The organism is Pseudomonas tohonis (assembly GCF_012767755.2).
Lineage (GTDB): Bacteria > Pseudomonadota > Gammaproteobacteria > Pseudomonadales > Pseudomonadaceae > Metapseudomonas > Metapseudomonas tohonis.
Map to the genome: position 1 here is coordinate 5,752,705 of NZ_AP023189.1, position 24,480 is coordinate 5,777,184.

Sequence of the window (24,480 nt, forward strand, 5' to 3'; positions counted from 1 at the left end):
TCGCAATCCATTGGATCCGCGGGATCCGCGTCTCAGTCAAAACGGGGAATGATGTTGGCCTTGTCGATCAGATCGATCGGCAGCAGGTACTCGTGATCCTCAACAAGAACCACCACATCCTGTTCCTCCACCCCGCGGAGGAGCCCCTGGAAATTACGTCGCCCATCGTAGGGAGAGCGCAACTTGATCTTCACCAGCTCACCGGCGTGTGCCGCGAACTGCACAAGACTGAACAGCGGTCGATCCATGCCAGGCGAGGACACCTCGAGGGTGTATTCGCTGGGGATGGGATCTTCCACGTCAAGAACACCACTGACCTGGCGACTGACTTTTTCACAGTCGTCGACCTGGATGCCGTTCTCATGATCGATATAAACCCGCAGCAGCGAATGCCGCCCCTGGGACAGGAACTCGACGCCCCAGCATTGGTAGCCAAGCGCTTCGACTACCGGGGCCAGCAAGGCCTGCAACTGTTCTAGCTTGCTCGACACCTGATTGCCCTCGCATGCTGTGCAAATAAAAAATGGGCGAAACGCCCATCCATTCGAACCAATCGGCAAACGACCGATGGCTAACTGTCCCAGCTAGCAAAAAGCCCCTAAAAAGGGGCTCCGCTACTACTGGTTGCGGGGGCTGGATTTGAACCAACGACCTTCGGGTTATGAGCCCGACGAGCTACCAGACTGCTCCACCCCGCGTCAAAGCTGGGGCGAGAGTATACGGCCTACGTGCATACACGGTCAACCGAACACCTCACCAACAAGAAAGCCCGCATACAGCGGGCTTTCTTGTTTTGTATGGTACCGAGGAGGGGACTCGAACCCCTACAGCCTATGGCCACTACCACCTCAAGGTAGCGTGTCTACCAATTCCACCACCTCGGCAAAACTTGCCTTACTTCTGCTCTGGAGCCTGAGGTACATCACCTGCACTTTCTGCAGGCTTCTGCTCTTCGAGCACCGGCACATCGTCAGCTGCCTGCTTTTGCTGCTGAACCTCGACAGCTGCCGGATCCGGCAGACCAACGTGACTCAGAGCTTCAGCCTTTTCTTTAGCGAAGAACGCTAAGCCCAGACTGGTAATGAAAAAAACCGCGGCGAGTATACCAGTAACTCGACTCAGAAAGGTAGCAGAACCTTGACTACCGAAAACGGTACCCGAAGCTCCCGCACCAAACGAGGCGCCAGCATCCGCACCCTTACCCTGCTGCAGCAACACCAACGCTACGACGCCGAGCGCGCCGAGCAGGTGAACCACGATAACGACAGTTTCCAGCATCTCGTCAGCTTCCTGCGGCACGACAGATCGCGCCGAATTCATCAGCATTCAGGGAGGCTCCACCAACCAGCCCCCCGTCGATATCCGGCATGCCGAACAATTCGGCCGCACTGGCCGCCTTGACACTGCCGCCGTAGAGAATCCTCACACCACGCGCCACTTCGGCATTTTCCGCCGCAAGCTGACCACGTATTGCAGCGTGCACCTCTTGTGCCTGCTGCGGGGTCGCCGTGAGCCCTGTACCGATAGCCCAGACCGGCTCGTATGCGACCACCGCTTTCGCGAATGCCCCCACACCGAGTTCTTCGATCACGCTACCGAGCTGACGCCCGACAACCTCTAGAGTCTTGCCCGCCTCACGCTGCTCCTGCGTCTCTCCGACGCAAAGCACCGGAACCAGACCACAGGATTGAGCCGCAGCGAACTTGCGACTCACCACTTCGTCGCGCTCACCGAGAATCAGGCGGCGCTCAGAGTGACCGACAAGAACAAACGTGCAACCGGCATCAGCCAGCTGACTCGCAGCAACCTCACCCGTCAGCGCGCCCTGCATGGGCTCTACTGCACAATTCTGCGCACCGATGGCAATCGACTTGCCATCCAGGCCTTGAGCGACCTGATTGATGTACAGACAAGGCGGGAATACCGCTACCTCAATACCAGCCGGCAAGGCCAACTGGCGAAGCCCTTTGATTAGCTCTGCGACGCTGGCGCGGGTACCGTGCATTTTCCAGTTACCAGCTACCAGGGGGCGACGCATGCTTTACCTCGTCGATCAAAGTGGGCGCAGATGTTACCCAAGGTTTTTTGAAGTAGCAAGAGAAATCAAGCACATACCTCGGTTACGACTTTAACCAGCTCTTCCGCGTAACCGCGGACCTGGCTTTCGTCGTCGCCCTCGACCATCACGCGAACCAACGGCTCGGTGCCGGACTTGCGCAGCAGCACGCGTCCGCGCCCCGCCATCTTCTCGGTGACACGGGCACAGGCGTCCTTCACCGCGGGGTGCTCGACCGGATCCACACCGCCACCGGCAAAGCGCACGTTCAACAGCACCTGAGGACACTTGCGCATGCCTTGACGGGCCTCTGCCAGCGATTGACCACGACGCTGCAGGGCCAGCAGTACCTGAAGCGCAGCGATCAAGGCATCCCCGGTGGTGGTGAAATGACTGCAGAGGATATGCCCCGAGTTCTCGCCACCGAGACTCCAGCCCCGCTCCTGCATGTCGGCTATGACATAGCGATCGCCGACCTTGGCGCGCGTGAAGGGCACGCCGAGCTCGCCCAGAGCGAGCTCGAGCCCGAGATTGCTCATCAACGTCCCGACCACACCACCACCCTGGAGCTTGCCACGCTCATGGAGGTCGCGGGCAATGATGAACAGCAACTCATCACCGTCCACGACGGCGCCGGTGTGATCGACCATGAGCACACGATCCCCATCACCATCGAAGGCGATGCCGATGTCCGCGTGCTGGGCGACCACTTCCACCTGCAACGCTTCCATGTGGGTGGAACCGCACTTGTCGTTGATGTTCAGCCCATTGGGCTGAGCCGCGAGCACCGATACGTTGCCGCCGAGCTCGCGGAAGACGCTGGGAGCGACCTTGTAAGTCGCCCCGTGCGCGCAATCGACCACGATCTTGAGCCCCGCGAGATCGGTACTCATGGGCACCGTACTCTTGCAGAACTCGATGTAGCGGCCGGCCGCATCATTGATACGTGAAACCTTGCCGAGGTTGGCCGACTCGACCACCACCATGGGCTGATCGAGCAACTCCTCGATCATCAGTTCGACCTCGTCGGAGAGCTTCACGCCCTGGCCGGAGAAGAACTTGATGCCATTGTCGTTGTGCGGATTGTGCGAGGCACTGATGACGATCCCCGCATCGGCGAGGAAGGTCCGGGTCAGGTAGGCGATGGCCGGGGTCGGCATCGGCCCGAGCAGCATCACATCGGCACCTGCGGCGGAAAGACCGGCCTCCAGCGCGGACTCGAACATGTACCCGGAGATACGGGTGTCCTTGCCGACCAGGATGCGGCACTTACCCTGCTTGCGGAACGCCATGCCGGCGGCCCAACCCAGCTTGAGCATGAAATCAGGGGTGATGGGAAACTGCCCAACATGGCCGCGAATGCCATCGGTGCCGAAATACTTTCTGCTCATGAATGCTCCGTGTTTCTTATTCCGCCGCCTGTACTGCAGCGATCATGCGTACGACATCGACAGTCTCAGCCACATCGTGCACCCGCAGGATGCAGGCTCCCTTGGCCACGGCCAGGGCCGCCAGAGCCAGACTGCCGTAAAGGCGCTGATCGACATCGCGACCCAGCACCTGACCCACCATGCTCTTGCGTGAAACACCTATCAGCAGGGGGCGCCCGAGACCATTCAGCTCTTCGAGATGCCTGAACAGGCCCAGGTTGTGTTCGAGGGTCTTGGCGAAGCCAAATCCCGGATCCAGCAGAATACGCTCCACCGGTATACCTGCAGCGACGCAGGCCGCCATGCGGTCGGCAAGAAACTCTGACACCTCACGCGTGACATCCTCGTACTGTGGATTCTCTTGCATGTTCCCCGGCTCGCCGAGCATGTGCATCAGGCACACCGGCAGGCCGGTATCGGCTACCGCATCCAGCGCACCATCACGTCGCAGCGCGCGGACATCGTTGATCATCCCCGCCCCCAATCGAGCGCCTTCACGCATGACGGCGGGCGTCGAAGTATCCAGGGAAATGATCACGTCCAACTCGCGGGCGATCATCTCGACCACCGGAGCGACACGCTCCAACTCCTCGACAGGAGAAACCGCCCGCGCTCCAGGCCGGGTCGATTCACCCCCTACGTCGATGAGCGTAGCACCGGCGGCCACCATCTCGGCAGCGTGGCGCAGCGCCGCATCGCGCTGACTGAAACGCCCGCCGTCGGAGAAGGAATCTGGAGTGACATTGAGGATGCCCATCACGTGAGGGCGCCCCAAATCAAGAACCCGGTTGCCGCAAGGCAACCGGGTCAGGTACTGCGTGGAACTCATGTAGGAACCTTAGTGTTCGCCAGCCGGCCCGCCGATCGGGTTCTCGGTACGCGGAGCTTCCTCGCGGGGAGCTGGCTTGCCAGAAGAGGCACCAGGACCACCCTGCCAGTCCTTCGGCTCACGAGCCTGGCGACCGGCCATGATGTCGTCGATCTGTTCGGCGTCGATGGTTTCGAACTTCATCAGCGCCTCGGCCATCATGTCCAGCTTGTCGCGGTTGTCCACGAGGATCTGCTTCGCCGTGGCGTAGCAGTGGTCGATGATGCTGCGCACTTCCTGATCGATCAGTTGCGCGGTCTGCGCCGAGACGCTGGAGTGCTGGCCACCAGCGCTGCGACCCAGGAACACCTCGCCCTCTTCCTCTGCATACATCAACGGACCGAGCTTCTCGGACAGGCCCCACTTGGTCACCATGTTCTTGGCGATCTGAGTGGCGCGCATGATGTCGTTGGATGCACCGGTAGTCACGCCATCGAAGCCCAGGGTCATCTCTTCGGCGATGCGACCACCGAACAGCGAGCAGACCTGGCTGATCAGCGCCCGCTTGGACAGGCTGTAGCGATCCTCTTCCGGCAGGAACATGGTCACGCCGAGGGCACGACCACGCGGAATGATGGAGACCTTGTAGACCGGATCATGCTCGGGAACGATGCGGCCGACGATGGCATGGCCGGCTTCGTGGTAAGCGGTATTGAGCTTCTCCTTCTCGGACATGACCATGGATTTGCGCTCGGCGCCCATCATGATCTTGTCCTTGGCCAGCTCGAACTCCTTCATCTCGACGATGCGCTTGTTGACGCGAGCGGCGAAGAGAGAAGCCTCGTTGACCAGGTTGGCCAGGTCGGCGCCGGAAAAACCAGGAGTACCACGGGCGATCACGCCAGCGTCGACATCGTCCCCCATGGGCACCTTGCGCATGTGCACCTTGAGAATCTGCTCACGGCCACGGATATCCGGCAGGCCGACCACCACCTGGCGATCGAAGCGCCCCGGGCGCAGCAGAGCCGGGTCCAGCACGTCAGGACGGTTGGTCGCGGCGATGACGATGATGCCGTCGTTCATTTCGAAACCATCCATCTCCACCAGCAACTGGTTGAGAGTCTGTTCACGCTCGTCATGACCACCACCCAGGCCGGCACCACGATGGCGACCGACAGCGTCGATCTCATCGATGAAGATGATGCAGGGCGCATGCTTCTTGGCCTGGTCGAACATGTCGCGAACACGGGACGCACCCACGCCGACGAACATTTCGACGAAGTCCGAACCGGAAATGGTGAAGAAGGGAACCTTGGCTTCACCCGCAATGGCTTTTGCCAGCAGCGTCTTACCGGTGCCGGGCGGTCCCACCATCAGCACGCCACGGGGGATGCGGCCACCCAGGCGCTGGAATTTGCCCGGGTCGCGCAGGAATTCGACCAATTCACCCACTTCTTCCTTGGCTTCGTCGCAACCGGCGACATCGGCCAGGGTAGTCTTCACCTGGTCCTCGGACAGCAGGCGCGCCTTGCTCTTGCCGAAGCTCATGGGGCCACCACGACCACCGGAGCCGCCCTGCATCTGGCGCATGAAGAACATGAAGACGGCGATGATCACCAGGATCGGGAAGCTGGCGACGAGCAGCTGGGTCCAGATGCTCTGCTGCTCGGGCTGCTTGCCCTCGATGATGACGTTGTTGTCGATCAGATCGCCGATCAGCCCGCCATCCTGGATGGCGGGACGAATGGTCTTGAAGGAGTCGCCGTCGTTACGTTTGCCGGTGATAACGAAACCATCGACGGTGACGCGCTCGACCTTGCCTTCCTTCACCTGACCGATGAAATCGGAATAGTTCAGCGTCTGCGGTTCGCTCGGACTGGAGAAGTTGTTCATCACCGTGACCAGGACGGCGGCGATGATCAGCCACAGGATGAGATTCTTTGCCATATCGTTCAATTAGCTACCCTCTGGAGCAGATCCCGCCCTGGGACGCGCCCCGCATGACGGCTGGTTATCAACCGGCCTAACTTACTATACAACCCCTACCCCTGGCAGGCGCCGTCTGTAACCCTTTATGAAGCATGGCACTCGCAAAACAACCGAGCCTGGCCATTCAGACCGAAAAACAAGTCGGCCGTTGCAGTCTATTCCTCGCAAAGAACACGCGCGAGCGGGTATTGCCTGGAGGAACAGTCGCTCGACGAAAGAGAGGGGCTAGCGTATGCCAACCCCACATCCCTCATATTGGGGCACTCTCGAAAATCACAAGCCTTGTCGGACATTAGAAGAAGGCCTAGAACCTGCCGGCGGATTACACGCCGACGACAGAGGCCCCTTCAGCCAATGCTGACTAGTCTTGGTACAAGCTGCGGGACACCGCGTGTTCAGCTGTGCGCCCCGAAATGACTCGGGTAAACTAGCCGCCTTTTTTCGCAGGGGTCTGATTATGGCGCTCTCTCAGGAGCACAAGAAGCAATACAAATCTATCGGCCACCACCTGAAACCGGTATTGATCGTGGCTGAAAATGGTTTGACCGAAGGCGTGCTCGCCGAATTGGAGCGCGCACTCAACGATCACGAGCTGATCAAGGTGCAATTCCGCATCACCGAGCGCGATGACCGCCGCGCACTCATCGATGAGCTGTGCAGCACCGGTAAATGCGAACTGGTCCAGGTGATCGGCAAGATGGCCCTGGTCTATCGCCGCAATCCCAAGCCGAATCGCAACCTGTCCAACATCAGCCGCTTCAGCGGGCTCTGAACCCAGGCCGATGACCGTGGCGCGCTCAGCGCGCCCGGACCTTCTCGCCCACCGGCACCGGCTGGATCACCAGCAAGGCGCCACAGAACGCCAGAACCAGGTAGTTGAACGCCAGCCAGCGCATCGCATTCGGCTGCAATTGGTTTACCAGCAGGAACGCCACCGCCATCACCAGAACGGCCACCAGCAGTTGCCCGCGCGAATCGCGCTGCAGGCTGCGGACACCTTCGATCTGGACCAGCACGAACCCCTGAACCAGCGCACAGAAAGCGGTGAATGCCACCAGCAGCGGCGTCAGGCTGCGCGTGATCTCCTCCACCAGCAACGGCGCCAGACCGACGCGTTCCAGGGAAGGCACGACAACGAAGTGCAGAAGCCAGAGGCCGCCGACCCAGAGTGTCTGGGCCAGCTGCCAACTGGCTGTCGCTGCGCGGAACCGCCGACGATCAGATATGGCGGACCTCGACGATCTCGTACTCGATCAGCCCGCTCGGGGTCTTGACCGTCACCACATCGCCTTCTTCCTTGCCCACCAGGGCGCGGGCGATCGGTGATCCCACCGACAGCTTGCCCTGCTTGATGTCGGCTTCATCCTCGCCAACGATCTGATAGGTCACGGTCTCATCGGTTTCCACGTTGGCGATATCCACCGTGGTGCCGAAGATCACCTTTCCTGTGTGGGCGATGGCGGTGACATCGATGACCACAGAATTCTGCAGGCGCCCTTCGATATCACGGATGCGCGCCTCGACCATACCCTGCTGCTCGCGCGCGGCGTGGTACTCGGCGTTCTCCTTGAGATCGCCCAGCTCACGCGCCTCGCCGATGGCCTGGCTGAGTTGCGGGCGCATCACCTTGGTCAGATGAGCCAGTTCCTCTTCCAGGGCGCGCGCGCCCTGGACGGTCATGGGGTATTTATTCATGCCTTGATTCCTGCATGCAGATCCTGCAGCCGGCGAACGGTCTTCTCGGGACCGAACTTGAGCGCCTCACAGACCGCCTGCCCCGCCGCGATGGTGGTGGTGCAGTAGATCTTGTGCTGCAGGGCGTTACGACGGATCGAGTAGGAGTCTGCAATCGACTGACGCCCCTCGGTGGTGTTGATGATCAGGGTAACCTCATCGTTCTTGATCATGTCAACGACATGCGGACGACCCTCGGTCACCTTGTTCACGCGACGAACCGGCAGGCCGGCGGCCTCGATCACCTTGGCGGTGCCGGCGGTGGCAACCACTTCGAAGCCCAGGGCGATCAGGTCACGAGCGACCTGGACGGCTTCCGGCTTGTCGTCTTCACGTACGCTGATGAATGCGCAACCGGAGTTCGGCAGGATCTCACTGGCGCCCAGCTGAGCCTTGGCGAATGCCTCGCCGAAGCTGTCGCCCACGCCCATAACCTCACCGGTGGACTTCATTTCCGGGCCGAGGATCGGGTCCACACCCGGGAACTTGGCGAACGGGAACACCGCTTCCTTGACGCTGAAGAACGGCGGGATGATCTCTTCCTGGTAACCGGCTTCTGCCAGGCTCTTGCCCGCCATGACGCGAGCGGCGACCTTGGCCAGCGACTCACCCACGCACTTGGAGACGAACGGTACGGTACGCGAGGCGCGCGGGTTCACTTCGATCACGAAGATGTCCTCGCCCTGCACCGCCATCTGCACGTTCATCAGGCCGACGACACCGAGCTCCAGGGCCATTTTCTTGACCTGGTCGCGGATCTCGTCCTGGATGTGCTTCGGCAGCGAGTACGGGGGCAGCGAGCAGGCCGAGTCACCGGAGTGCACGCCGGCCTGTTCGATGTGCTGCATGATCGCGCCGATCACGACGGTCTCACCGTCGCTCACCGCATCCACGTCCACTTCGATGGCGCAGTTGAGGAAGCGATCCAGCAGCACCGGGCTGTCGTTGGACACCTTCACCGCTTCGCGCATGTAGCGCTTGAGTTCTTCTTCCTGGTAGACGATCTCCATCGCCCGACCGCCCAGTACGTAGGACGGACGCACCACCATCGGGTAACCGATGCTCTTCGACAGGGCCAGTGCCTCGTCTTCGCTGCGCGCCGTGGCGTTGGCAGGCTGGCGCAGGCCGAGACGCTGCACCATCTGCTGGAAGCGCTCACGGTCTTCGGCACGGTCGATGGCCTCGGGACTGGTGCCGATGATCGGTACGCCGGCCTCTTCGAGGGCGCGGCAGATCTTCAGCGGGGTCTGGCCACCGTACTGCACGATGACGCCTTTCGGCTGCTCGACGCGGACGATTTCCAGCACGTCTTCCAGGGTCACCGGCTCGAAGTACAGGCGGTCGGACGTGTCGTAGTCGGTGGAGACGGTTTCCGGGTTGCAGTTGACCATGATGGTCTCGTAACCGTCTTCACGCATGGCCAGCGCGGCGTGCACGCAGCAGTAGTCGAACTCGATGCCCTGGCCGATCCGGTTGGGACCGCCGCCGAGGATCATGATCTTCTCGCGGCTCGACGGATTGGCCTCGCACTCTTCCTCGTAGGTCGAATACATGTAGGCGGTGTCGGTGGCGAACTCGGCGGCGCAGGTATCCACGCGCTTGTACACCGGCAGCACCTTGAGCTTGTGGCGATGGGCACGCAGGCTCTTCTCGGAAACACCGAGCAGCTTGGCCAGGCGCGCATCGGAGAAGCCCTTGCGCTTGAGCTTGAACATCAGGTCGCGGTCGATGGCGGACAGACCGAGGGTCTGGACGTTCGCCTCGTCCTTGATCAGGTCTTCGATCTGGACCAGGAACCACTCATCGATACGGGTCAGCTCGAACACTTCGGCGATGGTCTTGCCGGCGCGGAAGGCATCGGCCACGTACCAGATACGATCGGCGCTGGGCACGGTCAGCTCGCGACGCAGGGTGCTCTCGGCTTCCGGATCGTTCAGGTCGAGCTTCGGATCGAAGCCGGCGACACCGACTTCCAGGCCGCGCAGGGCTTTCTGCATGGACTCCTGGAAGGTACGACCGATGGCCATGACTTCACCGACGGACTTCATCTGGGTGGTCAGGCGGGCATCGGCTTTGGGGAATTTCTCGAAGGCGAAACGCGGCACCTTGGTGACCACGTAGTCGATGGCCGGCTCGAAGGATGCCGGGGTGCGGCCGCCGGTGATGTCGTTGGACAGCTCGTCCAGGGTGTAGCCGACGGCCAGCTTGGCGGCGATCTTGGCGATCGGGAAGCCGGTGGCCTTGGAGGCCAGCGCCGAGGAGCGGGAAACGCGCGGGTTCATCTCGATCACGACCATGCGGCCAGTGTTCGGGCAGATGCCGAACTGCACGTTGGAACCACCGGTTTCCACGCCGATCTCGCGCAGCACCGCCAGGGAGGCGTTACGCAGGATCTGGTATTCCTTGTCGGTCAGGGTCTGGGCCGGGGCCACGGTGATCGAGTCACCGGTATGCACGCCCATCGGGTCGAAGTTCTCGATGGAGCAGACGATGATGCAGTTGTCCTTCTTGTCGCGGACCACCTCCATCTCGTATTCCTTCCAGCCGATCAGCGATTCGTCGATCAGCAGCTCGCTGGTCGGCGACAGGTCCAGGCCGCGGGCGCAGATTTCCTCGAACTCTTCACGGTTGTAGGCGATGCCGCCACCGGTACCGCCCATGGTGAAGGACGGACGGATGATGCAGGGGAAGCCAACCTTCTCCAGCACGCCGTACGCTTCTTCCATGTTGTGGGCAATGCCGGAAACCGGGCAGGCCAGGCCGATGTCCTTCATCGCCTTGTCGAAGCGCGAACGGTCTTCGGCCTTGTCGATGGTGTCGGCATTGGCACCGATCATCTCGACGCCGAACTTCTCCAGCACGCCGTGCTTTTCCAGGTCCAGCGCGCAGTTCAGCGCGGTCTGGCCACCCATGGTCGGCAGCAGGGCGTCGGGGCGTTCCTTCTCGATGATCTTGGCCACGGTGGCCCACTTGATCGGCTCGATGTAGGTGGCGTCGGCCATGGCCGGGTCGGTCATGATGGTGGCCGGGTTGGAGTTCACCAGGATGACGCGGAAACCTTCTTCCTTCAGGGCCTTGCAGGCCTGAGCGCCGGAGTAGTCGAACTCGCAGGCCTGGCCGATGACGATCGGGCCAGCGCCGAGGATCAGGATGCTTTTGATATCTGTACGTTTAGGCATTTTTACTCACTCGAATCCTTGGGTCAGTCGACAGGCTCAGCGGCGCTTGGCCATGGCTTCGATGAAGCGGTCGAACAACGGGGCCACATCGTGCGGGCCAGGGCTCGCCTCAGGGTGACCCTGGAAGCTGAAGGCCTCCTTGTCGGTACGCTCGATACCCTGCAGGGTGCCATCGAACAGCGACTTGTGGATCGGACGGACGTTGGCCGGCAGGCTGGTCTCGTCGACGGCGAAGCCGTGGTTCTGGCTGGTGATCATGACCACGCCGCTGTCCAGATCCTGGACCGGGTGGTTGGCGCCATGGTGGCCATGGCCCATTTTCAGGGTCTTGGCGCCAGAAGCCAGGGCCAGCAACTGGTGACCGAGGCAGATACCGAAGACCGGGATCTCGGTCTCGAGGATTTCCTTGATCGCGGCGATGGCGTAGTCACAGGGCTCGGGGTCGCCAGGGCCGTTGGAAAGGAACACGCCGTCCGGATTGAGCGCCAGCACTTCACTGGCAGGAGTCTGTGCCGGCACCACGGTCAGGCGGCAGCCGCGGGCCACCAGCATGCGCAGGATATTCAGCTTGACGCCGTAGTCGAACGCCACCACGTGGTAGGGCAGCTCGCTGGCCGGGATTTCCGGGTGGCTGTCGGTCTTCAGATTCCAGACGCTGGAGCGCCACTCGTAACGCTCGGTGCAGCTGACCACCTTGGCCAGGTCCATGCCCTTGAGGCCGGGGAAGCTGCGCGCCAACTCCAGGGCCTTTTCAGCAGTAGCGCCTTCACCGGTGAGGATACAGCCGTTCTGCGAACCCTTCTCGCGCAGGATGCGGGTCAGGCGACGGGTATCGATGCCGGCGATGGCCACGGTGCCGTTGGCCTCCAGGTACTCGGGCAGCGACTGCTTGTTGCGCCAGTTGCTGGCCAGCAGCGGGAGATCACGGATGATCAGGCCGGCGGCCCATACGCGATCGGACTCGGCATCTTCCGGCGTGGTGCCGGTGTTGCCGATATGGGGGTAGGTCAGGGTGACGATTTGCTGGGCATAGGAAGGATCGGTGAGGATTTCCTGATAGCCGGTCATGGCGGTGTTGAACACCACCTCTCCGATGGTCTGGCCGTCGGCCCCGATGGATTCACCGAGGAAAATGCTGCCGTCGGCAAGCGCGAGTATGGCTGGCTTAGTCAAGAAGACCTCCCGTAGATCAAGGCTGAAGCAAACGCAGGTTGTAAAAAAGCGGGATGACGTTTTGAACCGTCACCCCGCTTTTTTATCTGAGCCATTCTGCGTAACTTTTAGTGGACACACTAAAGCTGCAGCTTACAGGAGAAGCCTTTTTCGGTCCACCGTGGAGTAGGACCTTTTGGCGGTTTCAGCGCAAGCCGAGCACATCCTGCATGTCATAGAGGCTCGCTTCCCGACCTTCCAGCCAAAGCGCCGCGCGAACCGCGCCACGAGCGAAGGTCATGCGGCTCGATGCCTTGTGGGTGATCTCCACGCGCTCGCCATCCGCCGCGAAGAGCACGGTGTGATCACCGACCACATCGCCAGCGCGAACAGTGGCGAAACCAATGGTTTCGCGCGGACGGGCACCGGTCTGGCCTTCACGCCCATAGACCGCCACTTTCTCCAGATCACGCCCGAGCGCACTGGCGACGACTTCGCCCATGCGCAGGGCGGTGCCGGACGGTGCATCGACCTTGTGGCGGTGATGGGCCTCGATGATCTCGATATCCACGTCATCACCCAGCACACGGGCAGCCGTGTCGAGCAGCTTCAGGCAGAGGTTCACGCCGACGCTGTAGTTGGCGGCGAAGACGATCGGAATCTCCTTGGCCGCCGCGCTCAGCAACTCCTTCTCCTGCTGGGAGAAGCCGGTGGTGCCGATCACCATGGCCTTGCCTGCCTTGCGGCAGATTTCCAGGTTCTTGAGGGTCACGGTCGGGTGGGTGAAGTCGATCAGCACGTCGAACTCGTCGACCACCTTGCCCAGATCCCCCGACAGCGGCACACCGATACGGCCGAGGCCCGCCAGCTCACCGGCATCGGCCCCTACCAGGGTGCTGTCCGGGCGATCGATCGCGGCGGTCAGACCGGCACTACCGCCGGTCTGCTGGACCGCCTCGATCAGGATCTTGCCCATGCGCCCGGCGGCGCCCATCACTGCAATACGTCGCATACACAAAGCTCCAAGCTGCCAGCCTCAGGCCGCAGGCGCCGCTCGTCGAGCCTGCGCCTGCAGCCTGGGCCGGGATGTCAAAGATCGCCGAAGAAGCGTTTCATGCCTTCGAACCAGCTGCTGGCCTTGGGCGAATGGGAGCCGTCGTTCTGCAGGGACTTGCGGAACTCCTCGAGCAGCTCGCGCTGGCGCTTGTCGAGGTTGACCGGGGTCTCGACCACGACGCGACACATCAGGTCGCCCGCACCGCCACCACGCACCGGGGCCACGCCCTTGCCGCGCAGACGGAACAGCTTGCCGGTCTGGGTCGCTTCCGGAATCTTCAGCTTGACCCGACCATCGAGGGTCGGCACTTCCAGCTCGCCACCCAGGGCGGCGTCGGCGAAGCTGATCGGCACTTCGCAGTACAGGTGCTTGCCGTCGCGCTGGAATATCGGGTGCTCACGCACGTTGACCACGACGTACAGGTCGCCTGCCGGCCCGCCCATGGCGCCGGCCTCGCCCTCGCCGGACAGGCGGATGCGATCGCCGGTGTCCACGCCAGCCGGCACTTTCACCGACAGGGTCTTGTGTTCCTCGACGCGCCCCTGGCCGTGGCAGCTGCCGCAGGGATCGGAAATCATCTTGCCGGTGCCATGGCAGCGCGGGCAGGTCTGCTGGACAGAGAAGAACCCCTGCTGCATGCGCACCTGGCCGATGCCGCCGCACGTGGTGCAGGTGACGGGGCTGGTGCCCTTCTTGGCGCCGGAGCCTTCGCAGGTCTTGCAGTTGACCAGGGTCGGCACGCGAATGGTGACGGTGGTACCGCGCACCGCTTCTTCCAGGTCCAGCTCCAGGGTGTAGCGCAGGTCGCTGCCACGCTGGGCACCGCCACGCTGGCCGCCGCGCTGGCCACCGAAGAAGTCGCTGAAGACGTCGCCGAAGATGTCGGAGAAGCTGGCGCCGCCGAAGCCCGCACCACCGCCCGCACCCATCTGCGGATCGACACCGGCATGGCCGTACTGGTCGTACGCCGCGCGCTTGCTGGCATCGGAGAGCACTTCGTAGGCCTCGTTGGCCTCCTTGAATTTCTCTTCGGCAGCCTTGTCGTCCGGATTGCGGTCCGGGTGGTACTTCATGGCCAGACGACGATAAGCCTTCTTCAGCTCAGCCTCGCTGGCGCCCCGCTCGACACCGAGGATTTCGTAAAAGTCACGTTTAGCCATTGGTTCTCTGCACTCTTCAAATTTCGCGCCCTCCAGACACGCCGACGCGGGAGCAAGCTCCCGCGCGGCGCATCAACCTGCGGGGCTGGGCCCGGCAGGCAGGAGAGCAAGCAAGCCTGACGCTTACTTGTTGTCCTTGACCTCTTCGAACTCGGCGTCGACGGCATCATCGGATGCCTTGTCTTCGCCGGCCGGAGCACCTTCACCCGCCTGGGGCTGTTCGGCATACATCTTCTGCGCCAGCGGAGTGGAAGCCTGGGACAGCGCGTTCATCTTGGCTTCGATCTCGGCCTTGTCGTCGCCCTTCACGGCAACTTCCAGCTCACCCAGCGCCTTCTCGATGGCCGCCTTCTCGTCGGCAGTGGCCTTGTCGCCGGCCTCGGTGACCATCTTGCGGGTCGCATGGACCAGCGCGTCACCCTGGTTGCGGGCGGCGGCCAGCTCTTCGAACTTGCGATCCTCCTCGGCATTGGCCTCGGCGTCACGCACCATCTGCTGGATTTCGTCCTCGGACAGGCCGGAGTTGGCCTTGATCACGATGGACTGCTGCTTGCCGGTGGCCTTGTCCTTGGCGGAAACGTGCAGGATGCCGTTGGCGTCGATGTCGAAAGTCACCTCGATCTGCGGCACGCCACGCGGAGCCGGCGGGATCTCGGCCAGGTCGAACTTGCCCAGGGACTTGTTCTGGGTGGCCTGCTTGCGCTCGCCCTGCAGCACGTGGATGGTCACGGCGGACTGGTTGTCATCGGCAGTGGAGAACACCTGCGACTTCTTGGTCGGGATGGTGGTGTTCTTTTCGATCAGCGCAGTCATCACGCCACCCAGGGTTTCGATACCCAGGGTCAGCGGGGATACGTCGAGCAGCAGCACGTCCTTCACGTCACCGGACAGCACGGCGCCCTGGATGGCGGCACCGATGGCCACGGCTTCGTCCGGGTTGACGTCCTTGCGCGCTTCCTTGCCGAAGAAGTCGGCGACCTGCTTCTGCACCAGCGGCATGCGGGTCTGGCCACCAACGAGGATCACCTCGTGGATGTCGCCCACGTCCAGGCCGGCGTCCTTCAGGGCGATGCGGCACGGCTCGATGGTACGAGCAACCAGGTCCTCGACCAGGGCTTCCAGCTTGGCGCGGGAAATCTTCACGTTGAGGTGCTTCGGACCGGTCTGGTCTGCAGTGATGTACGGCAGGTTGACGTCGGTCTGCTGGCTGGAGGACAGCTCGATCTTGGCCTTCTCGGCAGCTTCCTTCAGGCGCTGCATGGCCAGGGGGTCGCCCTTGAGATCCATGCCGGATTCTTTCTTGAACTCGTCGACGAGGTAGTCGATCAGGCGGATGTCGAAGTCCTCACCACCCAGGAAGGTGTCGCCGTTGGTGGCCAGAACCTCGAACTGGTGCTCGCCGTCGACTTCGGCGATCTCGATGACCGACACGTCGAAGGTACCGCCACCCAGGTCATAGACGATCACGGTGTGGTCGCCCTTGGCCTTGTCCATGCCATAGGCCAGCGCAGCCGCGGTCGGCTCGTTGATGATGCGCTTGACGTCGAGGCCGGCGATACGACCGGCATCCTTGGTGGCCTGGCGCTGGCTGTCGTTGAAGTAGGCCGGAACGGTGATCACCGCTTCGGTCACGGTCTCGCCGAGGTAGTCTTCGGCGGTCTTCTTCATCTTCTTCAGCACTTCCGCGGAAATCTGCGGCGGCGCCATCTTCTGGCCCTTCACCTCGACCCAGGCGTCACCGTTGTCGGCCTTGGCGATCTTGTAGGGGACCATCTTGATGTCTTTCTGCACGACGTCTTCTTCGAAGCGACGACCGATCAGGCGCTTCACGGCGTACAGGGTGTTGTGCGGGTTGGTGACCGCCTGGCGCTTGGCGGACTGGCCGACAAGGATCTCGCCGTCGTTGGTGTAAGCGATGATCGACGGCGTGGTGCGAGTGCCTTCGGCGTTCTCGATCACCTTGACGTTGCCGTTCTCCAGGATGGCGACGCAGGAGTTGGTGGTCCCCAGGTCGATACCGATGATTTTGCCCATGTTCTCTCTCCCGAAACTTTGGATTTGCCGAGACCCCGTTTCACTAGTCGCGGCAGCATGAATACGCTTGGTTAAACAGATGGGGGCCGCAGCCCGGATTTCAAGCCTGCTCGTCGATGGACGGCGGCACTTCGGCCGGCGCCTTGCTGACCACCACCATGGCGGGGCGCAGCAGGCGGCCGTTGAGCAGGTAGCCCTTCTGGAACACCTTGAGCACGGTGCCCGGTTCCACATGGGTGCTTTCCTGCATCGCCATCGCCTGATGGTGTTCCGGATTGAACGGCGCCCCATGAGGATCGACCGCCTCGAGCTGGTAGCGCTTGAGGGTGTCGTGGAACAGCTTGAGGGTCAGTTCCATGCCCTCGCGCACCGGCTTGATGGCCTCGTCCTCGGCGCTGCTCAGCTCCAGGCCGCGCTCGAGGCTGTCCACCACCGGCAACAGGTCATTGGCGAATTTCTCCAGCGCGAACTTGTGCGCCTTCTCCACATCCTGCTCGGCGCGCCGGCGGATGTTCTGCAACTCGGCGGCAACGCGCAGGGACTGATCCTGGGCCGCGGCCAACTGCTCTTCCAGCGTCTGCACACGGGTCACGAGGTCTTCGCCGCCGGCGGCCTCGGTAGCGGTGTTCGCCTCAGGGTTCTGGTTGTCCAGGGTCTGTTCGTCAGCCATGCGTTCCTCCTTTCAAAAACGGGCCGGGCAATAACCCGGCGATCTGTCCGCCTATATGGGGTCGCAATTTGTCGGTTCAAGGGGGCGGGGTGATTGTCAGGCGGAAAACAAACACTGTATAAATACCCAGCCATCGCCCTGGGAGTGCCGCCATGCTGGTCCACCTTTCCGTTCACAACTACGCCATCGTCGAACACCTCGATCTCGAACTCGCTGGCGGCATGTCGGTGATCACCGGCGAGACCGGCGCGGGCAAGTCGATCATGCTCGATGCCCTGGGTCTGACCCTGGGCGATCGTGCCGACAGCGGCGTGGTAAGGCCGGGAGCGGACAAGGCGGACATCCTCGCCAGCTTCGACCTGCACGACATCCCCGAGGCCCGCACCTGGCTCGCCGAACGCGACCTGGACAACGACGGCCCCTGCATCCTGCGCCGGGTCATCACCGCCGAAGGCCGCTCGCGCGCCTATATAAATGGCACCCCCTGCCCACAGGGCGACCTCAAGACCCTCGGCGAGCTGCTGATCGACATCCACAGCCAGCACGAACACCAGTCTCTGCTCAAGCTCGACACCCACCGTCGCCTGCTGGACGAATTCGCCGGTGCCAGCGAGCTGGCGCGCCAGGTGCAACTCGCCGCGCAACGCTGGAAGCAGACCCGCCAGGAACTGGAACGCCTCTCCCGCAGCGGCGAAGAACAACGCGCCCGCCACCAGTTGCTCAGCTACCAGTTGGAAGAGCTGGAGAATCTTGCCCTCGGCGACTGCGAGCTCGACCAGCTGGAGCAGGAGCATAAGAACCTGTCCAACGCCGAAAGCCTGCTCGCAGGCTGCCGCCAGGTGCTGGACATGTGCAGCGAGAGCGACGCGGGCAACGTGCTCAGCGCCCTCACCTCCAGCCTCAACCGCCTGACCGCCTTCAACACCCAGCAAGGCGCCATCGCCGAAGCCGTCAACCTGCTGGCCAGCGCGCAGATCCAGGTGGAGGAAGCGGTCGGCGAGATCAATCGCTTCATCGATCATTTCGACGCCGACCCGCAACGCCAGCAGCAACTGGAAGAGCGCCTCGACACCATCTACACGCTCGCGCGCAAACACCGCGTTCATCCAAGCGAACTGGCCAGCCTGCAGCAATCGCTGCTGGAGGAGATCGAAGCGCTGAATGCGGATGACGAAGCGGTCGAGCGCCTGACCGAAGAGCTCGCGTCCTACACCCGCCACTACCAGGCCAAGGCCGGAGAACTCAGCAAGCTGCGTGGCAAATCCGCCGGCAAGCTGGCCAAGGCAGTGGAAGCCGAGATGCAGCGCCTGGGCATGCCCGGCGGACGCTTCACCATCGAACTGCACCCGATCCAGAGCCAGGACCCGCAGGCCAACGGCCTGGAGCAGGTCGAATTCCTGGTCAGCGCCAACCCCGGCCAACCTCTCAAGGCCCTGGCCAAGGTCGCCTCGGGTGGCGAGCTGTCGCGCATCAGCCTGGCTATCCAGGTGATCACCGCGCAGACATCCCGCGTCCCCACACTGGTGTTCGACGAAGTGGACGTGGGCATCGGCGGCCCCACCGCGGAAGTCGTCGGCCAGTTGCTGCGCCGGCTCGGTGAACGTGGCCAGGTGCTCACCGTGACGCACCTGCCGCAAGTGGCGGCGCAAGGCCACAACCACCTGTTCGTGCACAAGGTGCGCGGCAGCAAGGAAACCCGCACCGCCGTGACCAATCTCACCGAGGCGGCGCGCATCGAAGAAATCGCCCGCATGCTCGGCGGCCTGGACCTCACCGAAGAGTCCATCGCCCACGCCAGGAAGATGGTCACCAGCGCACAGGGCTGACTCCTCCTACAATCCCATAAATGAAAAAGGCGACCCGCAGGTCGCCTTCTTCCATTTACGGGTGCAGCGCGCTTATTTCTTCTTGCGCACGTACAGCACCAGATTGTGATCGACCAACTCGAAGCCGTGCTCCTTGACGATCTCTTTCTGGCGTTTCTCGATTTCGGTGTCGAAGAACTCGATCACCTCACCGCTGTCGACGCAGACCATGTGGTCGTGGTGACCGCCATCGGCAAGCTCGAATACGGCATGGCCACCATCGAAATTGTGGCGTACCACGAGGCCGGCTGCCTCGAATTGGGTCAGCACGCGGTAAACGGTTGCAAGACCCACGTCTTCCCCCGCTTCCATCAGGGCCTTGTAGACATCTTCGGCACTCATGTGGCGCTGTTCGGTGGAGTCAAGCATCTGCAGGATCTTGACCCGGGGCAGGGTCACCTTCAGGCCAGCTTTGCGAAGTTCGTTATTTTCAACCATGGTCAGCTTTCTCATGGACGCTGCTTCGCAGCTTCCCTTAATGCGGGTATGATCGGATTTTCGTTGCCCAGCCAAGATAGTGGAAGTCACCCACCGATGCAAAACACCAAGCTCTTGCTGACCAGCCTCACATTTGCAGGCCTGGTCGCACTCGCCGGCTGTTCATTCCCCGGGGTTTACAAAATCGACATCCAGCAGGGCAATGTCGTGACGCAGGACATGATAGACCAGTTGAAGCCCGGAATGACCCGGCGGCAAGTGAGGTTTATCATGGGCAACCCGCTGATCACCGACACCTTCCACGCTAACCGCTGGGACTATCTCTACAGCATCCAGCCGGGTGGCGGTGAACGCCAGCAGGAACGCGTCAGCCTGGTGTTCGACGGCAGCGATCAACTGATCGGCCTGGCAGGTGACTTCATGCCGGGCGTGAGCCGTGACGAAGCCATCCTCGGCAGCGACGGCAATACCGAAGTGAAGAGCGAGAAGCCTGCCCAGCAACAGCAGGAAGAGAAGCCGAAACCCGGCTCGCTGCTCGAGCAGATCCAGCAGGAAGTGGACAAGGTGGAAACCGTGCCAGTGCCCACGCCCGAGCCGCTGGAAACCTCGCCGCAGTAACCGCTGCGCAGAAAAAAGCCCGGACTGGTTCCGGGCTTTTTCTTGGGCGTCTTTCAGGCCAACCGGCAGCTATTCCTCCGCCGCCCTCGCCTGGGCCGCACGGGCGGCGCGCGCCTTGCGCACTTCCTTCGGGTCGGCCAGCAGCGGGCGGTAGACCTCGACGCGATCCCCCTCCTCCAGCACCCGCTCCTCGGGATTGGCCAGCGCCTTGCCGAAGATGCCCAGCGGGCAGCTCGTCAGGTCCAGCTCGGGGAACTCCGCAGCCAGCCCCGACGCCATCACGGCCGCGCGCGCCGTGGTGCCCGAAGCCACATCCAGGCCAAGCAGGCGCTGACGCTCGGCGAGCGCGCAGACGACCTCGACTCGGATCGACTCAGCCATGAAGCTGCTTGGCCCGCTGGCAGAAGGCGTCGACCAGGGTGTTGGCGGCCTGGTTGAACAGCGGCCCGAGTGTCGCCTTGACGATGGGGCCGGCGTAGTCGAAGGACAGGTCCAGGCTGATCTTGCAGGCCTTCTCACCCAGCGGCTTGAAATTCCACACGCCGTGCAGTTCGGTGAAGGGCCCCTCCTCCAGGTTCATCTCGATCACCTGCCCCGGCACCAGCCGGTTGCGGGTGACGAAGCGCTGGCTGATCCCGCCCTTGGCCACGCCGAGGCTGGCGACCATCTCGGTCTCGCTGGCCTGCAGCACTTCACTGGTGGAGCACCAGGGCAGGAACTCGGGGTACCTCGCCACGTCGTTGACCAGATCGTAAAGCGCCTGCGCAGGGTACGGCAGCAGAGCGGAGCGCTGGATATGGGTGGTCATCTGGGCCTCTGATCGTCGGTCAGTCGGCTGCGCCGGAGCGAGCAACACGGCTGGTCAAAAAAAGAGCGCGCATTGTCAGGGATTCACCCCTCGCGCTCAAGCCTACGCCGCCGTAGCGGCCACGCCTGGGACTCCCTATAATGCCGCGCCTATGGCTAAGCAAAAGAAACATCCCCAAGGCTCCATCGCGCAGAACAAGAAGGCTCTGCATGACTACTTCGTCGAACAGCGGTTCGAGGCGGGCCTCGCCCTCGCCGGCTGGGAAGTCAAGAGTCTGCGTGCCGGCAAGGCCCAACTGGTGGACAGCTACGTGTTGCTCAAGGACGGCGAAGCCTGGTTGCTCGGCAGCCACTTCACGCCCCTGAAGACCGCCAGCACCCACGTGATCGCCGACCCCGTCCGCACCCGCAAGCTGCTCCTGCACAAGCGCGAACTGAGCAAGCTGATCGGCGCCGTCCAGCAGAAGGGCTACGCCTGCGTAGCGCTGTCGCTGTACTGGAAGGCCCACCTGATCAAGTGCGAGATCGCACTGGTGAAGGGCAAGAAGGAATTCGACAAGCGCGCCACCGAGAAGGAACGCGACTCCGATCGCGAGATCGCTCGCGTCATGCGCACCAAGGGCAAGGAAGACTGAGCGCCGCTCCGGCGCCAGTCACCCGCTCCGCCCCTTCAGGCCAGCGACCTCATATCCCCTGCCTGCGCTGCGCACGCTCCATGCGGCGCGCTTCCAACTGCCCTTCCGCCAGCACCTCCTGCACGTAATCGATGTGCTGGTGCGAAATCTCCCTCGCCTCCTCCGCACGTCGCTCGATGATCGCCTCGAACAGGGCCCGGTGCTGCTTCATCAGCATGTCGCGGGTCTCGTCGCGCTGCAGGTACATGCCTCCGATATTGGTGACCACATTGTGCTTGAGCAGTTCGAACAGGCCGCGAATGGTATGCAGCAGCACGGCGTTGTGGCTGGCCTCGGCGATGGCCAGGTGGAAACGCGCATCCGCCGCCCCCTCGTCCTCGCGACTCGCCTTGCTGCCGGGCGTGTAGCAGGCCTGCAAGGTCTCGAAAGCCTCACGCAGGCGCTCATGGTCGACCGAGGTCGCGCGTTGCGCCGCATAGAAGGCGCATGAGCCCTCCAGCGTGTGGCGGAACTCCAGCAAATCGCGCTGGGCATCCGGATTGCCCTCCAGCAGCGATAGCAAAGGGTCGCTGAAGGTGGAGCCGAGCTCGGCGGAAACGTAGTTGCCGCCGCCCTGGCGACTGACCAGCAAGCCCCTGGCCACCAGCTTCTGGATCGCCTCGCGCAGCGACGGTCGGGACACCCCGAACTGCTCCGCCAGCAGGCGTTCTGCGGGCAGCCGCTCGCCGGCCTTCAGAGTGCCCTCGAGGATCATCGACTCCAGGTGACTGACGATGTCATCCGACAGACGGCGCTGACGCACCTGACCAAATCCCATACCCCTCCCGACTCACTTCCACAGCCCATCCGGGCGGTCTGGCGCGGCAGCCCGCGCATATCCGGCGGCAGCCTAACCAGCCCCCGCCCGGCACACAAGAAAAGCCCGATCACAACCCTCTCGACCAAAGTTGTAGGACAGGAAATTGACATGCGCACGGTAAGACTTTTACCCTGAGCCGTCGATTTTGTAAATTGGTATTACCAATTTCGACGAAGTACGCCAGATCCGGCCAATGCCTGCTGCAACGCCAAAAGCGTCGCGCCTATCCGGACGGCCCACAGGCACTCCAAAAACAATTACGGAGCCAACCACCATGCAAGCATGGCAACAGATCTACACCCCTCTCGGCAGCCTCGGCCTGTCCGCTGCCGTCGCCGTGATCCCGATCGTGTTCTTCTTCCTCGCCCTCGCCGTGTTCCGCCTCAAGGGCCACATCGCCGGCACCATTACCCTGGCGCTGGCACTTGCCGTCGCCATCTTCGCCTTCAACATGCCCGCCGACATGGCCTTCGCCGCGGCCGGCTACGGCTTCGCCTACGGTCTCTGGCCGATCGCCTGGATCATCGTCGCGGCGGTGTTCCTCTACAAACTCACGGTCAAGAGCGGCCAGTTCGAAGTGATCCGCAGCTCGGTGCTGTCGATCACCGATGACCAGCGCCTGCAGGTGCTGCTCATCGGCTTCTCCTTCGGCGCCTTCCTCGAAGGGGCCGCCGGTTTCGGCGCCCCGGTCGCCATCACCGCCGCCCTGCTGGTGGGCCTGGGCTTCAACCCGCTCTACGCCGCCGGCCTGTGCCTGATCGCCAACACCGCACCGGTGGCCTTCGGCGCCCTGGGTATCCCGATCATCGTCGCCGGCCAGGTCACCGGCATCGACGCCTTCAAGATCGGCGCCATGACCGGCCGCCAGCTGCCCTTCCTGTCGATCCTCGTGCCCTTCTGGCTGGTAGCGATGATGGACGGCTGGCGCGGCGTGAAGGAAACCTGGCCCGCCGCCCTGGTGGCCGGTGGCAGCTTCGCCATCACCCAGTACTTCACCTCCAACTTCATCGGCCCGGAACTGCCGGACATCACTTCCGCCCTGGTCAGCCTCATTTCCCTCACCCTGTTCCTCAAGGTCTGGCAACCGGCCCGCGCGCAGAGTGCAGAAGTGGTCGGCGTCTCCGGCGGCGCAGCGGTCCTCGGTGGCTTCGGCGGCCCGCGCAGCACCACGCCCTCGCCCTACAGCTTCGGCGAGATCCTCAAGGCCTGGTCGCCCTTCCTGATCCTCACCGTGCTGGTGACCATCTGGACCCTCAAGCCCTTCAAGGCGATGTTCGCCCCGGGCGGCGCACTGGAGCAGTTCGTCTTCATGTTCGCCATCCCGCACCTGGACCAGCTCGTGCTGAAAGGCGCGCCCATCGTGGCCACCACCACGGCCATGCCGGCGGTGTTCAAGCTCGACCCGATCTCCGCCACCGGCACCGCGATCTTCTTCTCCGCGTTGCTGTCGATGCTGGTACTCAAGGTCAACGTTAAAAATGGTCTGACCACTTTTGGCGAAACCCTGGTCGAACTCAAATGGCCGATCCTGTCCATCGGCATGGTGCTGGCCTTCGCCTTCGTCACCAACTACTCGGGCATGTCCACCACCCTGGCGCTGGTCCTGGCCGGCACCGGCGCGGCCTTCCCGTTCTTCTCGCCCTTCCTCGGCTGGCTGGGGGTCTTCCTGACCGGCTCGGACACCTCCTCCAACGCCCTGTTCAGCTCCCTGCAATCCACCACCGCGCACCAGATCGGCGTCAACGACACCTTGCTGGTGGCCGCCAACACCAGCGGCGGCGTGACCGGCAAGATGATCTCGCCGCAGTCCATCGCCGTGGCCTGCGCCGCCACCGGCATGGTCGGCAAGGAGTCGGACCTGTTCCGCTTCACCCTGAAGCACAGCCTGATCTTCGCCGCCCTGGTCGGCCTGATCACGCTGGCGCAGGCCTACGTGTTCACCGGCATGCTGGTTCACTGACCGTGCCCTGATCGGCTGCGCGTCGGCGA

Annotated in this window: 23 protein-coding genes and 2 tRNA genes; 5 read left to right on the plus strand and 20 right to left on the minus strand. The window is 62.8% G+C overall.

Annotated features, from left to right (window positions below):
• Nucleotides 1–32: 32 nt before the first annotated feature.
• From rimP to ftsH, 8 genes are all read right to left on the minus strand, one after another.
• Nucleotides 33–491 carry a ribosome maturation factor RimP gene (gene rimP / locus HSX14_RS26490; protein WP_173178971.1) on the minus strand — a complete coding sequence of 153 codons (459 nt, stop codon included), beginning with the start codon at nucleotides 489–491 and terminating at the stop codon, nucleotides 33–35.
• A 130-nt stretch (nucleotides 492–621) separates the two neighbouring features.
• Nucleotides 622–698: transfer RNA gene (locus HSX14_RS26495), tRNA-Met, on the minus strand.
• A 100-nt stretch (nucleotides 699–798) separates the two neighbouring features.
• Nucleotides 799–884: transfer RNA gene (locus tag HSX14_RS26500), tRNA-Leu, on the minus strand.
• Between the two features lie 10 nt (nucleotides 885–894).
• The gene (secG, locus tag HSX14_RS26505) at nucleotides 895–1,278 is read right to left on the minus strand and encodes a preprotein translocase subunit SecG (RefSeq protein ID WP_173179040.1); all 384 of its coding nucleotides are present in this window, start codon (nucleotides 1,276–1,278) and stop codon (nucleotides 895–897) included.
• A 4-nt stretch (nucleotides 1,279–1,282) separates the two neighbouring features.
• Entirely contained in the window at nucleotides 1,283–2,038 is a 756-nt protein-coding gene (gene tpiA, locus HSX14_RS26510) for a triose-phosphate isomerase (protein ID WP_173178973.1), read from the minus strand.
• Nucleotides 2,039–2,103: 65 nt separating this feature from the next.
• Entirely contained in the window at nucleotides 2,104–3,447 is a 1,344-nt protein-coding gene (gene glmM, locus HSX14_RS26515) for a phosphoglucosamine mutase (protein ID WP_173178974.1), read from the minus strand.
• 16 nt (nucleotides 3,448–3,463) lie between these two features.
• Nucleotides 3,464–4,315: a dihydropteroate synthase gene (folP, locus tag HSX14_RS26520; RefSeq protein WP_173178976.1), complete on the minus strand. Its 852-nt coding sequence runs from the start codon at nucleotides 4,313–4,315 to the stop codon at nucleotides 3,464–3,466.
• A gap of 9 nt (nucleotides 4,316–4,324) precedes the next feature.
• Nucleotides 4,325–6,241, minus strand: coding sequence for an ATP-dependent zinc metalloprotease FtsH (gene ftsH / locus HSX14_RS26525; protein ID WP_173178978.1), 1,917 nt, complete (start codon nucleotides 6,239–6,241; stop codon nucleotides 4,325–4,327).
• A 499-nt stretch (nucleotides 6,242–6,740) separates the two neighbouring features.
• Here ftsH and HSX14_RS26530 point away from each other — a divergent pair, with 499 nt between their 5' ends.
• Nucleotides 6,741–7,055 (plus strand): YhbY family RNA-binding protein, encoded by a 315-nt coding sequence (locus HSX14_RS26530; protein ID WP_173178980.1) that lies wholly within the window; start codon nucleotides 6,741–6,743, stop codon nucleotides 7,053–7,055.
• Nucleotides 7,056–7,080: 25 nt separating this feature from the next.
• Here the strand turns inward: HSX14_RS26530 and HSX14_RS26535 are convergent, their stop codons facing one another.
• The 8 genes from HSX14_RS26535 to grpE form a co-directional block, all read right to left on the minus strand.
• Complete coding sequence (locus HSX14_RS26535) at nucleotides 7,081–7,509, minus strand: DUF4149 domain-containing protein (RefSeq protein WP_173179042.1); 429 nt, start codon at nucleotides 7,507–7,509, stop codon at nucleotides 7,081–7,083.
• Nucleotides 7,502–7,978, minus strand: a complete 477-nt coding sequence (gene greA, locus HSX14_RS26540; RefSeq protein WP_111260173.1) for a transcription elongation factor GreA — start codon at nucleotides 7,976–7,978, stop codon at nucleotides 7,502–7,504. Before greA ends, HSX14_RS26535 begins: the two co-directional genes overlap by 8 nt.
• The gene (gene carB / locus HSX14_RS26545) at nucleotides 7,975–11,196 is read right to left on the minus strand and encodes a carbamoyl-phosphate synthase large subunit (protein ID WP_173178982.1); all 3,222 of its coding nucleotides are present in this window, start codon (nucleotides 11,194–11,196) and stop codon (nucleotides 7,975–7,977) included. Before carB ends, greA begins: the two co-directional genes overlap by 4 nt.
• A 36-nt stretch (nucleotides 11,197–11,232) precedes the next feature.
• Nucleotides 11,233–12,369 carry a glutamine-hydrolyzing carbamoyl-phosphate synthase small subunit gene (gene carA / locus HSX14_RS26550; protein WP_173178984.1) on the minus strand — a complete coding sequence of 379 codons (1,137 nt, stop codon included), beginning with the start codon at nucleotides 12,367–12,369 and terminating at the stop codon, nucleotides 11,233–11,235.
• A gap of 184 nt (nucleotides 12,370–12,553) precedes the next feature.
• Complete coding sequence (gene dapB / locus HSX14_RS26555) at nucleotides 12,554–13,360, minus strand: 4-hydroxy-tetrahydrodipicolinate reductase (protein WP_173178986.1); 807 nt, start codon at nucleotides 13,358–13,360, stop codon at nucleotides 12,554–12,556.
• A gap of 77 nt (nucleotides 13,361–13,437) precedes the next feature.
• A complete protein-coding gene (gene dnaJ, locus HSX14_RS26560) occupies nucleotides 13,438–14,565 on the minus strand; it encodes a molecular chaperone DnaJ (RefSeq protein WP_021222329.1) in 1,128 nt (375 codons plus the stop codon).
• 123 nt (nucleotides 14,566–14,688) lie between these two features.
• Nucleotides 14,689–16,599 carry a molecular chaperone DnaK gene (dnaK, locus tag HSX14_RS26565; protein WP_173178988.1) on the minus strand — a complete coding sequence of 637 codons (1,911 nt, stop codon included), beginning with the start codon at nucleotides 16,597–16,599 and terminating at the stop codon, nucleotides 14,689–14,691.
• 100 nt (nucleotides 16,600–16,699) lie between these two features.
• Nucleotides 16,700–17,269, minus strand: coding sequence for a nucleotide exchange factor GrpE (grpE, locus tag HSX14_RS26570; protein ID WP_111260178.1), 570 nt, complete (start codon nucleotides 17,267–17,269; stop codon nucleotides 16,700–16,702).
• A 152-nt stretch (nucleotides 17,270–17,421) separates the two neighbouring features.
• Here grpE and recN point away from each other — a divergent pair, with 152 nt between their 5' ends.
• Nucleotides 17,422–19,095, plus strand: a complete 1,674-nt coding sequence (recN, locus tag HSX14_RS26575) for a DNA repair protein RecN (RefSeq protein ID WP_173178990.1) — start codon at nucleotides 17,422–17,424, stop codon at nucleotides 19,093–19,095.
• Nucleotides 19,096–19,167: 72 nt separating this feature from the next.
• Here the strand turns inward: recN and fur are convergent, their stop codons facing one another.
• Nucleotides 19,168–19,572: a ferric iron uptake transcriptional regulator gene (gene fur, locus HSX14_RS26580; protein ID WP_021222333.1), complete on the minus strand. Its 405-nt coding sequence runs from the start codon at nucleotides 19,570–19,572 to the stop codon at nucleotides 19,168–19,170.
• A gap of 96 nt (nucleotides 19,573–19,668) precedes the next feature.
• Here fur and HSX14_RS26585 point away from each other — a divergent pair, with 96 nt between their 5' ends.
• A complete protein-coding gene (locus HSX14_RS26585) occupies nucleotides 19,669–20,190 on the plus strand; it encodes an outer membrane protein assembly factor BamE (protein ID WP_111260180.1) in 522 nt (173 codons plus the stop codon).
• A gap of 69 nt (nucleotides 20,191–20,259) precedes the next feature.
• On the opposite strand, the gene HSX14_RS26590 is transcribed toward HSX14_RS26585, so the two are convergent.
• Nucleotides 20,260–20,571 carry an RnfH family protein gene (locus HSX14_RS26590; RefSeq protein ID WP_173178992.1) on the minus strand — a complete coding sequence of 104 codons (312 nt, stop codon included), beginning with the start codon at nucleotides 20,569–20,571 and terminating at the stop codon, nucleotides 20,260–20,262.
• Complete coding sequence (locus HSX14_RS26595; RefSeq protein WP_173178994.1) at nucleotides 20,564–20,998, minus strand: type II toxin-antitoxin system RatA family toxin; 435 nt, start codon at nucleotides 20,996–20,998, stop codon at nucleotides 20,564–20,566. Before HSX14_RS26595 ends, HSX14_RS26590 begins: the two co-directional genes overlap by 8 nt.
• Before the next feature lie 151 nt (nucleotides 20,999–21,149).
• Here HSX14_RS26595 and smpB point away from each other — a divergent pair, with 151 nt between their 5' ends.
• Nucleotides 21,150–21,632 carry an SsrA-binding protein SmpB gene (gene smpB, locus HSX14_RS26600; protein ID WP_111260183.1) on the plus strand — a complete coding sequence of 161 codons (483 nt, stop codon included), beginning with the start codon at nucleotides 21,150–21,152 and terminating at the stop codon, nucleotides 21,630–21,632.
• A gap of 49 nt (nucleotides 21,633–21,681) precedes the next feature.
• Here the strand turns inward: smpB and HSX14_RS26605 are convergent, their stop codons facing one another.
• The gene (locus HSX14_RS26605) at nucleotides 21,682–22,449 is read right to left on the minus strand and encodes an FCD domain-containing protein (RefSeq protein WP_173178996.1); all 768 of its coding nucleotides are present in this window, start codon (nucleotides 22,447–22,449) and stop codon (nucleotides 21,682–21,684) included.
• 316 nt (nucleotides 22,450–22,765) lie between these two features.
• Here HSX14_RS26605 and HSX14_RS26610 point away from each other — a divergent pair, with 316 nt between their 5' ends.
• The gene (locus HSX14_RS26610) at nucleotides 22,766–24,451 is read left to right on the plus strand and encodes a lactate permease LctP family transporter (RefSeq protein WP_173179013.1); all 1,686 of its coding nucleotides are present in this window, start codon (nucleotides 22,766–22,768) and stop codon (nucleotides 24,449–24,451) included.
• The last annotated feature ends 29 nt before the right edge of the window (nucleotides 24,452–24,480 follow it).